4 protein-coding genes are annotated in these 15,581 nt (G+C 74.8%); 3 read left to right on the forward strand and 1 reads right to left on the reverse strand.

Annotated elements, in window-relative coordinates; all coding sequences use genetic code 11:
* Window positions 1–222: 222 nt before the first annotated feature.
* Entirely contained in the window at window positions 223–1,197 is a 975-nt protein-coding gene (locus CCN39_RS12320) for a R2-like ligand-binding oxidase (protein ID WP_086841472.1), read from the reverse strand.
* Between the two features lie 254 nt (window positions 1,198–1,451).
* Here CCN39_RS12320 and CCN39_RS12325 point away from each other — a divergent pair, with 254 nt between their 5' ends.
* From CCN39_RS12325 to CCN39_RS12335, 3 genes are read left to right on the forward strand one after another with little or no spacing between them, the layout of a single operon-like run.
* A complete protein-coding gene (locus tag CCN39_RS12325) occupies window positions 1,452–4,763 on the forward strand; it encodes a beta-ketoacyl synthase N-terminal-like domain-containing protein (RefSeq protein ID WP_158104500.1) in 3,312 nt (1,103 codons plus the stop codon).
* A 7-nt stretch (window positions 4,764–4,770) separates the two neighbouring features.
* Window positions 4,771–10,863: a type I polyketide synthase gene (locus CCN39_RS12330; protein WP_086841475.1), complete on the forward strand. Its 6,093-nt coding sequence runs from the start codon at window positions 4,771–4,773 to the stop codon at window positions 10,861–10,863.
* Between the two features lie 11 nt (window positions 10,864–10,874).
* Complete coding sequence (locus CCN39_RS12335) at window positions 10,875–15,557, forward strand: thioester reductase domain-containing protein (RefSeq protein WP_086841477.1); 4,683 nt, start codon at window positions 10,875–10,877, stop codon at window positions 15,555–15,557.
* The last annotated feature ends 24 nt before the right edge of the window (window positions 15,558–15,581 follow it).

Below are 15,581 nucleotides of genomic sequence, written 5' to 3' on the forward strand. Positions count from 1 at the left end.
GCAGATCGAGCAGGCGGGCGGGTGCGCCCGGGCGGCCACGGCACTGGAAGAGCGCGCCCGGTGGGCCCCGCCGGGCGGACCGCGCTGACCCGCGATCCGCCGGAGTTCTCCGGCCGCGCACCCGGTTCGCGGCGGTCCCGGTGGCGGCCGTGACCCTCTTCGCGGCGGGCAGGACAGCGTCGGCGGCCGACCGGAGCACCACCGCAGGCTTGTCGAAGAGCCTCAGGCTTCGACTTTCCTGGCCTCTTCCAAGAGCTTCGCGTCCTCTTCCCCGAAGCTGTCCTCGAGCACCTCGGGCGAGTAGTCGACGTCGATCCGCTCGAGCGGGACGCCGAGGGCCGACTCGATCGCGCCGAGCCGGCGCTGAGCGCGTTGCGCCGCGAAACCCAGGTACTCCTCGGGATCCACGTCGAACGGCCTCGGCACCTCGAACTGCGCGTTGACCCACTCGATCATGTTCAGCGCGTGCGGCAGCAGCTCCCACATCCGCTGCTGCACGGCGTCCCAGTTCTTCTCGTCGGCGGCCACGTGCCGGCGGCAGGTGAAAGTGCCCCACGCCATGTGCCGGCGTTCGTCGTCGCCGATCCGGCGGATCAGCTCGCGCATGCCCGGCAGGATGTCGCGGGTGACGCAGATCTTCTGCCAGGCGTAGTAGCCGGTCAGCGCCAGGCTGCCCTCGATGACGTGGTTGTACGTCACGCTGGCCCGGACCTGGTTGACCGGGCTCGGGTCGGACTCCAGCAGCTGCAGTGAACCGGGCAGCTCCTCGTAGAACAACTTCCGGTAGTGCGGGTTGTCGGCGACGAACGGGTGCAGGTCCTCGGTGAGCCCCACCGCGTCCATCCAGCGGCGGAAGACCTCCGTGTGCCGGGCCTCCTCGAAGCAGAACTGGCTGAGGTACATCTCGTCGCCGAACCGGCCGGTGGCCGACATGGCCTTCATGAACGGCTGGATGTCCTCGGTCACCGCCTCCTCGCCCGCGACGAACTGGGCGCACAGGTAGGTCGCCGAGCGCCGCTCCTCGTCGGTCAGCGCGGCCCAGTCCTCGGCGTCGCGGCTGAAATCGATGTCGGCCGGGTTCCAGAACTTGCTGTTCCCCTTGGCGAACAGGCGCAGCGGGAACGAATCCCAGTTCAGGCCGCCGCGCCGCAACGAGGAGAATCCGGTCCGCACTTCGCCGTTGCTGGCCTCGGCCACAGCTGCCTCCCAATCCGGGCACACGAATCCCTTGCGCCGGAGCACGTTGCCACGGTGCCACCGGCACACCGGGGACGTGACAGCAAGCTGACGCCCGCCGTCGGCGCCGGGGCGAGCCGCACTGCAACTTGCTGACAGAGGCGGATCGGCGGCCGGGCCCACGGTTAGCTTGGGACGCTGAACGACCTTCGGGACAGCAGCCCGCGACCGGACGGATGGGTCCACTCTCGATGCAGCCTGAGACGATCACTGATGTGCTTCGCCGGCACGCGGCGGAGCGCCCCGACCGGATCGGGTTCCGGTTCCTGGAGTACCCCGACACCGGCGAGACCGTGGTTTCCGAGCTGTCGTACGGCCGGCTCGACGCCTGGGCCCGCGCCGTGGCCGTCACGCTCGGCGAGCACACCGTTCCCGGTGACCGCGTGCTGCTGCTGTGCCCGCCCGGACCGGAATACCTGGCCTACTTCTTCGGCTGCCTGTACGCGCGCCGGATCGCGGTGCCGGCCTACCCGTCGGCCAACTCGCGGCACGCCGGACGCATCGAGGCCATCGCACGCGACGCCGACGCGCGGTTGCTCGTGCTCGGCGGCCCCCACGCCATCCCGTCCGGGGGCGAGGACCGGTTGAGCCTGCTGCCCCGCCTGGTCGCGACCGGCGACGTGGTCGACGGGCGGCAGGACGACTGGACCGACGACGGCCGCGGCCGCGCCGAAGACGTGGCCTTCCTCCAGTACACCTCGGGTTCGACGGCCGACCCGAAGGGCGTCATGGTCTCCCACGGCAACCTGGTGGCCAACTCGAAGACCGCGGAGCGGTCATTCGGCTTCAGCGTGGACAGTTCCGCGGTGAGCTGGCTCCCGCCCTACCACGACATGGGCCTGATCGGCGGCGTCGTTTTCCCGCTCTACACCGGGTTTCCGATGGCGCTGATGTCGCCGCTGGCCTTCCTGCGCGACCCGGTCCGCTGGCTGGACGCGGTGACCCGGTTCCGGGCGACCGCGAGCCCCGGGCCGACGTTCTCCTACGACCTGTGCTGCGACCGCGTCGGCGAGGACAGCAAGGACCGCCTCGACCTGTCCAGCTGGACGTGCGCGCTCAACGGGGCCGAGCCGATCCGGGCCGACGTGCTCGACCGGTTCGCCGCCGCCTTCGCGCGGTGCGGTTTCCGGCGCTCGGCCTTCTACCCCTGCTACGGCCTCGCCGAAGGCACCCTGGTGGTGTCCGGCACCCCCACCGGGGACGGCCCGAAGGTCCGGCTGGTGTCCAAGCCGGCGCTGGAGACCGGGCAGGTGCGCCTGCCCGAGAGCGCGGGTACGGCGGTCGCGCTGGTCGGTTCCGGGGCGGTCGCGGAGGGCCTCGACGTCGTGATCGTCGACCGGGACACCCGGCAGCCGGTGCCGGAGGGGCGGATCGGGGAGATCTGGGCGCGCGGGCCGAGCGTGTCGTCCGGTTACTTCGGCAACGAGCAGGCGACGGCGCGGACGTTCGGCGGCAGGCTCGCCGACGGCACCGGCCCGTACCTGCGCACCGGCGATCTCGGCGGGTTCGTGGAAGGCGAGCTGTTCGTCACCGGACGCGCCGGCGACCTGATGATCTTCCAGGGCCGCAACGTCTACCCGCAGGACGTCGAGGCGACCTCCGTGCGCAGCCACCCCTTGCTGGCCGCCACCCGTGCGGCCGCGTTCGCCGTCGACGCCGACGGTGAGGAACGCCTGGTCGTCGTCCAGGAAGCGGCGCGCCCGAGGGTGAGCGCGGACGAGCTGGCGGCGATCACGTCCGCCATCCGCCACGCGGTGCAGGAGGAGCACGGCCTGGGGATCCACCGGCTGGTGCTCGTGCCGCCCCGCAAGATCCCCCTCACGTCCAGCGGGAAGGTGCGGCGCAAGGCGTGCCGGGCCGACTACCTCAGGGGCGCACTCGCCGAGGTGCGGCCCCGCGAGCGCGTGACCGAGCGGGCGGCTCCGGTCCGGCCCGCCGCGGCGGCGGTGGCGGCGGACCGGCCCGCCGACGAAATCGAGACGCGCGTCCGGCAGTACGTCGCCCGCCACGCCGGCCGGCCGGTGGAGGAGATCGACCTCGGCCGTCCGCTCACCGACCACGGCCTGGGCTCGGTGCACGCGGCCGCGCTGGCGGCCGACCTGTCCGACTGGCTCGGCACCGAAGTGCCCGCCACGTTCGCCTGGGACCACGAGTCCCTTTCGGACGCGGTGCGCGCGCTGGCGACCGGCGCCGCGCCTTCGCGGGCTCCCGCGCGGGCCCGCACCGGCACCGCCGCCACGACGGAACCGATCGCCGTGGTCGGGGTGGGGTGCCGCTTCCCCGGTACCGCCGCAGGTACCGGTGCGGACGGTTTCTGGGACCTGCTCGCCGGGGGCGGCTCGGGTGTCGGCGAGATGCCCGCCGGCCGCTGGGACGTCGACAGCCTGTTCTCGCCCGAAGTCGGCTCGCCGGGCAAGGTCTACACGCGCCACGGCGGGTTCGTCGACGGCGCCGGGAGCTTCGACCGGGACTTGTTCGGCGTGTCGCCGCGGGAAGCGGCGAGCATGGACCCGCAACAGGGGCTCGTGCTCGAAGTGGCCTGGGAAGCCCTGGAAGCCGCGAACGTGGCCCCCGATTCGCTGCGGGGGTCCCGCACGGGCGTGTTCATGGGCGTGGGCGGCTCGGACTTCGAACGGATCGGGGTCGCCGCGCTCGACGGGTATGCGGCCTCGGGGAGCGCGGTCAACTTCGTCGCGAACCGGCTGTCGTTCGAGCTGGGCCTGATGGGGCCGAGCCTGAGTCTCGACACGGCTTGCTCGTCGTCGCTGGTCGCCGTCCACCTGGCGGTGCAGAGCCTGCGCGACGGCGAGTGCGACCTCGCCCTGGCCGGGGGCGTGAACCTGTTGCTCTCCCCCGACGTCTGGATCGCCCTCTGCGGCGCCCGCATGCTCTCCCCGCAGGGAGCGTGCCGCACCTTCGACGCGTCCGCCGACGGGTACGTCCGCGGCGAAGGCTGCGGTGTCATCGTCCTCAAACGACAGTCCGACGTCACCGCCGACGACACCGTCCTGGCGGTGATCCGCGGCACCGCGGTCAACCACGACGGTCGCAGCAACGGGTTGACCGCGCCCAACGGAGCCGCCCAGCAGGACGTGATCCGGAGCGCGCTGCGCCGGGCGGGCGTTGCGCCGTCCGACGTGGGATACGTGGAGGCGCACGGCACGGGCACCCCGCTCGGCGACCCCATCGAACTCCGCGCACTCGCGAACGTCCTCGGTGAAGACCGGCCCGCCGACCGGCCCGTACTGGTCGGCTCCGTCAAAACCAACATCGGCCACCTCGAAGCCGCCGCCGGCATCGCCGGCCTCATCAAGACCGTCCTCACCGTCCACTACGGACTCATCCCGCCCCACCTCAACCTGAGCCGGCCGAATCCCGCCGTCAGCTGGGCCGAACTGCCGGTCCGCGTACCGGTCGAGCCGGCCGTGTGGCAGGACCGTCGCCGCGTCGCCGGCGTGTCGTCCTTCGGCTTCGGCGGCACCAACGCCCACGCCATCATCGAAAACGCCGTCGCGGAAGGGTGGTAGCCGGGTCGTGAACGCTGGACCGGTACTGGTCAAGGTGGCGGGCGCCGACGCGCCGGCACTGCGCGCCCAGGCGGCGCGGCTGGCGGCGTACGCCGAGGCCGAGCGATCCCTGGACCTCGCGGGTGTCGCCTGGACGGCGGGTGTCGGCCGGGCCGACCTCGCCGAGCGAGCGGTCGTGGTGGCGGCGTCGGGCGACGAACTCGTGTCGGGCCTGCGCGCCGTCGCCGAGGGTCGCGGTGCGCCCGGGGTGGTGCAGGGGCGCAAGCCGGCCGGCGCGGTGCCGCGCGTGGCGTTCCTGGCTCCCGGGCACGGCGTGCCGGTCGTCGGGCTGCTCGCCGACGTCCACGGCCGCGTTCCCGTCGTCACCGAGGTCCTCGACGCGCTCGGCGGCGTCGCCGAGCTGCCGCTGTCGGTCCTGGTGCACCGGGGCCCCGAGTACGACGCCGCGCTCGCCGACACCCGCGTGGCCCAGCCCGCGCTGTACGCCTTGGCCGTCGCGCTCGGCCGCTGGTGGCAGTCGGTCGGCGTGGCTCCCGAGCTGGTGCTGGGCCACAGCGTCGGGGCGTACCCCGCGGCCGCGCTGGCCGGCGTGCTGTCCCTCGAAGACGGCGCCCGGCTGGTCGCGGAACGCGGACGGCTCGTCGGCGACCTCGCCCCGGGCGGCATGGCGGCCGTGCTCGCCCCGGCCGCGGAAGTGACCGAACTGCCGCAGGTCAGATCCGGTGCCGTCGAGATCGCCGCGTACAACTCGCCCCGCGCCACCGTGCTCTCCGGCCCGGCGGCGCAGGTCGACACGGTCGTGGCCGAGCTGGCGGCGCGCGGCGTCCGGGTCGTCCGGCTGCCGGTGTCCCACGCCTTCCACTCCACGCTGATGGAACCCGCGCTGGCGAAGTTCGGCGAGGCCGTCGCCGGGACCACGCTGCGGCCACCGCGGTCGCTCCTGGTCTCGGACGCCTCCGGCCGGGTGGCCGGCGACGAGGTCACCACGGCCGAATACTGGGTCCGGCACCTGCGCGAGCCGATCCGGTTCGACGCGGCGGTCCGCACGCTCCTGGCGCACCGCGTCACCACGCTGGTCGAACTCGGGCCCGGCAGCCTGCTCCCGCCGGCCGCCGGCACGGCCGAGGACGCGGGACAGCGGCTGCACGGTGTCGCCACCCTGTCCGGCCGCGTCCCCGGCGGACACCGCGCGATGCTGACGGCACTGGGCCGCGCCTGGGTGAACGGGGTGAGCGTCGACTGGACCGCGGTCAACCCGCGCCCGGACCGGCCGGCCAAGCTGCCCACGTACGCGTTCCAGCGGACCACCGCCTCCCCGCGGCCGGCACCGGCCACCGGCCGGCGTCCGCAGGCCGTGCCGGAGCCGGTGACCGAGCCCCGCGAAACCCGGCCCCGTGCGGGCGAGCTGATGGACTGGCTGCGCGGGGAACTCGCCGCGCTCACCGGGTCGGACGAGGTGGTGGACCCCGACGTCGGCCTGTTCGACCTCGGGTTGACCTCGATGATGGTCACCGAACTGCGCGACCGGCTGGAGACCCGGCTCGGCCGGCCGATCCCGGCCACCGCGGTGTTCGAACACCCGACGCTCGGCAGGCTCGCCGCGTTCCTGACCGGGCAGGACCGGGCCGGGCCGGTGCGCCGCCGTCCGGCCGGCACCGAGGCCGAGCCGCTGGCGATCGTCGGCATGGCCTGCCGGTTCCCCGGCGGGGCCGACGATCCGGCGGCGTTCTGGCGGCTGCTGGCCGAAGGACGGGACGCGATCGGCGAGGTCCCGCCGGGCCGGGGCTGGTCCGGCGCGCGCGGCGGCTTCCTCGACGTCGCCGTCGACGAGTTCGACGCGGACGCCTTCGGCATCTCCCCGCGCGAGGCACGCGGCATGGACCCGCAGCAGCGCCTGCTGCTCGAGGTCGCGCACGAAGCCATCGACGACGCGGGCGTCCCGACCGGCGTGCTGGAGAACTCGGCCACGTCGGTGTTCGTCGGCATCAACACGTCCGACTACCTGCAGCTGCTCGCCGCGGACGGGGCGGTCGACATCGACGCCTACGCCGCCACCGGCAACACCTTCAGCGTCGCCGCGGGCCGGCTGTCCTTCCTGCTCGGGCTGACCGGACCCGCCGTGGCGATCGACACCGCCTGCTCGTCTTCGCTGGTGGCCGCGCACCTGGCCGCGCGCAGCCTGCGGTCGGGCGAGTCCGACCTGGCGCTGGTCGGCGGCGTGAACCTCATGCTGTCGGCCACCACCACGACCAGCCTGGCGAAGATGAACGCGTTGTCGGCCGACGGCCGGTGCAAGACGTTCGACGCGTCCGCGGACGGGTACGGCCGCGGCGAAGGGTGCGGCGTGGTCGTCCTCAAGCGGCTGTCGGACGCCCAGGCGGCGGGTGACCGGATCTGGGCCGTGCTGCGCGGCACCGCGGTCAACCAGGACGGCCGCAGCGCCGGGCTGACCGTGCCCAACGGCACGGCGCAGCGCGAGGTGATCCGCGCCGCGCTGGCGGACGCCGGGGCAGACGCCGGCACGATCGGCTACGTCGAGGCGCACGGCACCGGAACACCGCTCGGCGACCCCATGGAGCTGACCGCGCTGGCCGACTCGCTGCGACCGGACGACGGCGCACCGCCGCTGCTGGTGGGGTCGGTCAAGACCAACGTGGGCCACCTGGAGGCGGCCGCGGGGGTCTGCGGCCTGATCAAGGTCGCCCTCGCCCTGCACCACCGCCAGGTGCCGCCGCACCTGCACTTCCGGGAGCCCAGCCCGCACGTCGACTGGAGCGGGCTGCCGGTGACCGTGCCCACGGAACTCACCGAGTGGGCGTCCGACCGGCCCCGGCTCGCCGGGCTCAGCTCGTTCGGCTTCAGCGGCACGAACGCCCACGCCGTGCTGGCCGAGGCGCCCGCACCGGCTCCGGTCGCCGATCCCGGGCCGCCGGCGCCGGAACTGCTCGTCGTGTCGGCGGCGACGGCCGCGGGACGCGATGCCACCGTGGCCGCCTACGGCGAGTACCTGCGCCGGGCCGACGCGGACTGGCGGGACATCGCCCGGACCGCGGCCGCGCACCGCCGTCACCTGCCGTACCGGACGGCCGTGGTCGCCCGGTCCGCGGCCGAGGCCGCCGACCGGCTGACCGGGCCGGCCGCCCGCACCGGCCGGGCCGCCGCGCCGGAGGACCGGGCCGGGCTGGTGTTCGTCTACAGTGGACAGGGCGCGCAGTGGCCCGCGATGGGCGCCGGCCTGCTGGCCGACCCGACGGCCCGCGGGGTGCTCGAATCGTGTGACGCAACCGTCCGCGAGCTGGCGGGGTGGTCACTGCTCGACGAGCTGACGGCGCCGCGCGAAGCGTCCCGGATGGACGACACGACCTACGCCCAGCCCGCGATCTTCGCGGTGCAGGCGGCGCTGAGCGCGCTGTGGCGGCATCGGGGCGTGGTGCCCGACGCGGTGATCGGGCACAGCGTCGGCGAGATCGCCGCCGCGCACACCGCGGGCGCGTTCGACCTGCGGACCGCGCTGCGCATCGTGGTGCGCCGGGCCGAGGCGATGGCCTCGACGAGGGGGCTCGGCGCCATGGCGGCGGTGGGCCTGCCCGCCGAAACGGTCGCCGAGCTCCTCCGGCCCTTCGCCGGGCGCCTGCACGTCGCGGCGATCAACAGCCCGGCCGGCACCGTCGTGGCCGGGGACCGGGCCGCCCTCGACGACCTGCGCGCGCAGGTGGCCGGACGGGGCGTCCTCTGGCGCATCGTCGCGCCGCACTACGCGTTCCACACCCCGCTGATGCGGCCGGCCGCCGCCGGCCTGCTCGAACAGCTCGGCGACCTGGTGCCCGCCCCGGTGCGGCTGCCCGTCTTCTCGACCGTCCACGGTGGACCGGCCGGGCCGGAGGCGTTCACCGCCGGCTACTGGGCGGACAACATCCTGCGGCCGGTGCTCTTCCGCGACGCCCTGCACGCCGCGGCCGGCCGGCGCGCCACCACCGTCGTCGAAGTCGGCCCGCACGCCGTCCTGGGCACCGCCGTCGGCCAGACCCTTCCCGACGCCACCGTGCTGGCCTCCATGCGGGCGGGCCAGGATCCCCGCGAAACCATGCTGGACGCGGCGGGTGGCCTGCACGTCCTGGGACACGCCCTGGACCACGGCGCGCTGACCGCGCCGGGCCGGCGGGCGCCCCTCCCGCCCCGGCAGTGGGTGCGCACCCGGCACTGGCTGCCCTCCCGGCGCACGCCCGACCGGCCGGAAGAAGCACTGGAGCGGGACGTCTACGAGATCCGCTGGCGGGCGCGCAAGCTGACCGCCGGGGTCCGCGAACCCGACGGGGGCACCTGGGTGCTGCTCGCCGACCACCGCGGGATCGCCGGCCGGGTCGCGGCCCACCTCGCCGCCGCCGGGCACACCTCCCTCGTCATCGAGACGGCGGCGACGGCCGAACCGGACCTGGCCGCGACGCGGGCGCGGCTGGCCGAAGTCCTGGCCGCGACCCCCGACGTCAACGGGGTCGTGCACCTCGGCGCCCTCGACGCCGGGGCCGTCGACGGTCCCGGTGCCGACCTGGACCGGGCGCTCTCCGCCGCCTGCGGCCCGCTGCTCGCCGCTCCCGGCACCATCACGACGGGCCGGTTGTGGGCGGTGACCAGCGGCGGGGTCGCCGCCGGGCACGCCGCCGCGACGCCCGCCCAGACCCCGGCGTGGGGCCTGGGCCGGGTGGTGGCGCTGGAGCACCCGGAAACCTGGGGCGGGCTGATCGACCTGGACCCCGCCGAGCCGGACGCCGATTCCCACGCCGCCGCGATCGTCGCCGAGCTGCTCTGCAGCGACGGCGAGGACCAGGTGGCCTACCGCGACGGGGACCGGCTGGTCGCCCGCCTGGAACGCGCCGAGCGGCTGCCCGCGCCCGCTCCGGACGCCCTCGACCCCTCGGCCGCGTACCTCGTCACCGGCGGCCGGGGCGCGCTCGGGCTGCGGATCGCGAAGCGGCTGGCCGCCCGCGGCGCGCGGCACCTAGTGCTGCTCGGCCGGCGACCGCCCACCGGCCGGGCCGCGCAGCTCCTCCGGGAACTGGCCGGCTCCGGCGTCACCGTCCACCTCCCGGACGCGGACGTCGCCGACACCCCCGCGATGGCGGCCCTGTTCGACACCGCCGGAACACCGTGGCCGGAGATCCGGGGCGTGGTGCACGCGGCGGGTGTCTTCACCCCCGTCCCGATCGACGCGATGACCTGGCCGGACTTCCGGGACGTGCTGCGGGCCAAGGTCGAGGGCACGCTGGTGCTGGACGCGGTGACCGCGGGCAGCCGGCTGGACTTCTTCGTGATGTTCTCCTCGGCGTCGTCGGTGTGGGGTTCGGCGCTGGCCGGTCACTACGTCGCCGCGAACTACTTCCTCGACGTCATGGCCCACGACCGCGTCCGCCGCGGGCTCCCCGGTCTCGCCGTCAACTGGGGCTGGTGGTCCGACAGCGAAATGGCCGCCCACCACGCCGGCTACTTCGAGGCGATGGGACTGAGCGTGCTGCCGGACGAGGAGGGGCTCGACGCCTTCGACCGGCTGCTGGGCTCGTCCCGGGTGCAGCTCACCGTCGCGCCGGTCGACTGGGCGCGGTTCCGGCCGGTGCTGTCCGCCAAGCGGGACCGGCCACTGCTGGCCGACCTCGACCCGGAGCCGGCCGGGCCGGCCGGCGCCGTCGACACGGTGCTGCTTGACCGTCTCGGCGGCGCGAACGCGACCGCGCGGCTGCGGCTCGCCGAAGAGCTGGTGCAGCGGGAGACCGCGGCGGTGCTCGGCCGGGACGGGACCGACCCGCTGGAGCGGGACCTCGGCTTCTTCACCGCGGGCATGGACTCGATCACCAGCGTCGAGCTGAAGACCCGGCTGGAGGCCGCGCTCGGCGTCCGGCTGCCCGCGACGGTCGCGTTCGAGTACCCGAACGTGGCGGCGCTGGCGGGCTTCCTGGTGCACGACATCCTCGAACCCTTGCTGCCGGCGGAGGATCCCGCACCCGCGACCGGAGACGACCCGGCCGGCGGGCTGTCGGCCGAACTCGCCGGCCTGCCCGAGGACGAGTTGTTGCGGCTGCTCGAAGCCGAGTTGGAAAGACCCGAGTGACGGAGGCGGCCATGAGCACAGCGAGCGGACTCGACCGGGGGCCGGTGGCGTCGCGCAGCCGGGAAGACGTCGTGCGGCGCGCGCTGATCGAACTGAAGACCGCCAAGGCCGAGGTGGCCGAACTCCGGCGCCGGCAGCACGAGCCGATCGCCGTGGTGGGTGCCGGCTGCCGGTTCCCCGGCGGCACCGGGGTACCGGACTTCTGGGAACTGCTGGGGGAAGGCCGCTCGGGCGTCGGCGAGATCCCGGCTGGCCGCTGGGACGTCGACGGGTTGTTCTCGCCCGTGGTGGGGCTGCCGGGCCGGATCTACACGCGCCACGGCGGGTTCGTCGACGGCGTCGGGAGCTTCGACGGAGGCCTGTTCGGGGTGTCGCCGCGGGAAGCGGCGAGCATGGATCCCCAGCAGGGGCTCGTGCTCGAAGTGGCCTGGGAAGCCCTGGAGTCCGCGAACATCGCCCCGGACTCGTTGCGCGGCTCGCGCACGGGCGTGTTCATGGGTGCGGGTGGCTCGGACTTCGAACGGCTCGGGATCGGCGGCGGCATGGGTGTCGTGGACGGCTACGCCGCGACCGGCTGCGCGGGCAACTTCATCGCGAACCGGCTGTCGTTCCAGCTGGGTCTGCTGGGGCCCAGCATGGCCGTGGACAGCGCGTGCTCCTCGTCGCTGGTCGCCTTGCACCTCGCCGTGCAGAGCCTGCGCAACGACGAGTGCGACATCGCGCTGGTCGGCGGCGTGAACCTGTTGCTGTCCCCCGACGTCTGGGTCGCGCTCTGCGGCGCCCGCATGCTCTCCCCTCAGGGAGCGTGCCGCACCTTCGACGCCACCGCCGACGGCTACGTCCGCGGCGAAGGCTGCGGCGTCGTGGTCCTCAAACGACAGTCCGACGTCACCGACCACGACACCGTGCTCGCGGCCGTCCGCGGCACCGCCGTCAACCAGGACGGCAACAGCGCCGGGATCACGGTGCCGAACCCCGCCGCCCAGCAGCAGGTCATCCGCCGCGCTCTCGAGGTGGCGGGGATCGATCCCGCCGACGTCGGCTACGTGGAAGCGCACGGCACGGGCACCCCGCTCGGCGACCCCATCGAACTCCGCGCACTCGCCAACGTCCTCGGCGAAAACCGGCCCGCCGACCGGCCCGTACTGGTCGGCTCCGTCAAAACCAACATCGGCCACCTCGAAGCCGCCGCCGGCATCGCCGGCCTCATCAAAACCATCCTCACCGTCCACACCGGACTCATCCCGCCCCACCTCAACCTGAAGCAGCCCAACCCCGCCGTCACCTGGGACGAACTGCCGGTCCGCGTGGCGACGCACCGGACCGAATGGCCGGACGAACGGCGGGTGGCCGGGGTGTCCTCCTTCGGCTTCGGCGGCACCAACGCCCACGCCGTCATCGAAAACTGGCCGGAGCGGCCGGCGCCGCCGGTCGCCGCGCCCGCCGCGCCCGTGGTCGTCAAGGTCAGCGGTTCCGGCGTCGCGGCGCTGCGGGCCGGGGCGGGCCGGCTCGCCGGGTTCGTCGGCGCGCACCGGGACCTGGACCCGGCCGAGGTCGCCTGGGCCATGGGGGTCGGGCGGGCCGATCTCGACCACCGCGCCGCGGTCGTCGCGGAGACGACGGACGAGCTGATCGCCGGGCTGAACGCCGTGGCCGACGACGCCGGCCGGCTCGCGGCCCGCGGCAAGCGGGGCGCGCCGAGGGTGGTGTTCGCCGTGGACGGCGCGGACTCCCCGGACCCGGCCGCGGCGTACGGTGCCGCCGTCGCGCTCGGCGGCTGGTGGCGATCGGTCGGTGTCGAACCCCACGTGATCAGCGGGACCGGCCGCGGCGCCTTCGCGGCGGCCGCGCTCGCCGGCGTGTTCCCGGTCGAAGACGGCGCGAAACTGGCCGCGGCGACCGCGGCCGAGTTCCCCGCGGTCCTCGCCCGGATCCGGCTGACGCGGCCGGGCACCGACCTCGTGCTCGACGGCCGGGCCGCGACCGCCGCGGCGACCGCGGAGTTCTGGCTCGATCGCCGGTCCGGCGCGCGACCGGCGGCCGGGACTCCGGCCGAGGTCGTCATCGCGCTCGGCACCGCGCGTCCGTACCGGTCCCTGCTGACGGAGCTGGCCGGGGTCTGGACCCGGGGCGTCGACGTCCGGTGGGACAAGGTGAACCCGCCGCGGCCCCGCTCGGCGGACTTCCCGACGTACCCGTTCCAGCGCCGGGCCTACTGGACGCCCGGCGCGACCGCGCCGAAGCCGGTCCGGGAGCCGTTGCGGCCGCGGTTCGTCCTGCCCGCCACCGGCGGCGCGATCGCGGAGACCGAACTGTCCCTGCGCACCACACCGTTCCTGGACGAGCACCGGGTGTACGGCCGGCTCGTGGTGCCCGGGGTGGTGCTCGTGGAACTCCTGCTGCAGGCCGGGGAACGGCTGCTCGGCAGCGCGCCGGTGGCCGAGGACGTGGTGCTCTCCCGGCCGGTGGTGCTGGCGGACGACGAACTGCGCCGCATCCAGGTCGTCGTCGACCCGGTGGCGGACGGGCGGGCGACGGCCCGCGTCTTCGGCGAGGACGCGTCGGGCGAGTGGCACGTCCACGTGCGCGCCGACCTCGTGGCCGCCGATTCCGCCGTCCGGTCCGCCGTGGACGTGCCGCCGGCCGGCCTGTCCGGCGCCGCCGAGCTCGACCACGACGGCTTCTACGAACAGGCCTGGCACCCGTCCTTCCACCTCGGCCCCAGCTTCCGGCTCGTCCGCACCGCGCGCCGCGGCCCCGGCGTCTGCGAGGGCACGCTCGTCGCCCCGGACACCGCCACCGCGGGTGTCCGCGCCGGGGTGCGCGCCGACCTCCTGCTCCTCGACGCCTGCGTGCAACTCGTCGGCGTCGCCGCGGCCACCGGGCCGGACCGCGACCGGCACGTCCGGCTGGGTACCGGCTACGACCGCATCGTCGTCCACCGCCCGGCGGCCGCCGGGACGTTCCGCTGCCGCGCCGTGACGCGCACGGCGCCCGACCGGACGGTGATCGGCGACCTCGTGCTCACCGACGAACGGGGCGACCCGGTCGCGGAACTGTCCGGCGTCCGGTTCGCCGAGATCCCGGCGCCCGCGCTGGAACGGCTGCTGGCGCCGGGCCGCGGTGCCGCCGTGGTGCCCGGCCCCGACCTCGGCGCGCTCCGCTCGGCGAGCAAGGAAGAGCGCGCCCGGCAGGTGTGCGAGCACCTCGTCCGGCTGGCCGCGGCGATCCTGCGCACCGGCCGGGACGAGATCGACGAGCACGCACCGCTGTCGATGTTCTTCGACTCGCTGATGCTGGCCGAGTTCAGCACGGCGGTCGAGCGGGACCTGAAGGTGCCGCTGGCGCTGGAAAGCCTGTTCACCGACAGCGGCCTCGCGTCGCTCGCGGAGCTCGTGGCCACCGAGATCGAGACCGCCGCCGGCACGAGCACGGGCACGAGCGCGGGCCCCGCCACGTCCGGTCCGGCCCCGCGGGCGGGCAAGCCGGCGGGCCCCGCCGCCCTGCGGGCCCGGCTGCAGCCCATGACCGTGGCCGAGATGGCCCGCCGTGCCGAACTCGAGCCGTCGATCACCGCGCACGAGCCACCCGCGCCGGCCGGGTCCGCACCGGAGGGCGTGCTGCTGACCGGGGCGACCGGCTTCGTCGGGGCGTTCGTGCTGGCCGAGTTGCTGGCGCGGCGGCCGGGACCGGTGCACTGCCTGGTGCGGGCCGAGGACGAAGCGCACGCCCTGCGGCGGGTGCTGGACAACCTCGACCGCTACGGCCTCGACGCCGGGGCCCACCGGTCCCGCATCCGGCCGGTGCCCGGCGATCTGACGAAACCGCTGCTGGGGCTGGACGAACGCACGTTCGCCGGGCTGCACGAGCTGGCCGGGGAGATCGTCCACTGCGGCGCCCAGGTGAAGTGGACCTACCCGTACCGCAACCTCGAAGCCGCCAACGTCGGCGGGACGCGCGAGATCCTGCGGCTGGCGACCGTCGGCGCGCCGCGCCCGGTCCACTACGCCTCCACGGTCGGCGTCTTCTCCTCGCGCGAATACGCCGCCGACGTCGTCGACGAAACCGTGGACCTGACCGCGAGCGGCTCCCTGGTCGTCGGGTACGCGCAGAGCAAGTGGGTGGCCGAGCGGCTCGTCCGCACCGCCGGCGAACGCGGGGTCCCGGTCACCGTGCACCGCATCAACACCGGCGGGCACAGCACGACCGGCGCGTTCAACCGGCTGGACCACCTGAGCATGATGGTCAAGGGCTGCGTCGAGGCCGGGATCGCGCCCGAGCACGTGGAAATGCCCGTGCAGCCCGCGCCTGTCGACTACGTGGCCGCGGCGATGGCCGAGGCGACCACCCGGCCCGACCTGCGCGGCCGCACGTTCCACCTGGTCAACCCCGCGGAGATGTCCTGGCCGGAGTTCTTCGACGCGGTCGAGGAGTACGGCTACCGCCTGACCCGGCTGCCGTTCGAGCAGTGGCGCTCCCGGATCGTGGGCAGCCGGTCGGGCACGATGGCCCTGCTGGGCCTGATCCCCTTCCTCAACGACGCGGTCGACGACGTCCGGCTGCCCCGCTCGGAGTCCGCCGCCACGCGGGCCGCGCTCCGGGTCACCTGCCCGCCGCTGGACACCGGGCTCGTGCACACCTACCTCGACGCCTACGTCCGCAGCGGGTTCGTCGACCCGCCCACGCGCCGTTGAACCTCGCCAGTCAAGGCCGCCGTC

Origin of the sequence: Amycolatopsis kentuckyensis (assembly GCF_002155975.1) — a bacterium.
GTDB lineage: Bacteria > Actinomycetota > Actinomycetes > Mycobacteriales > Pseudonocardiaceae > Amycolatopsis > Amycolatopsis kentuckyensis.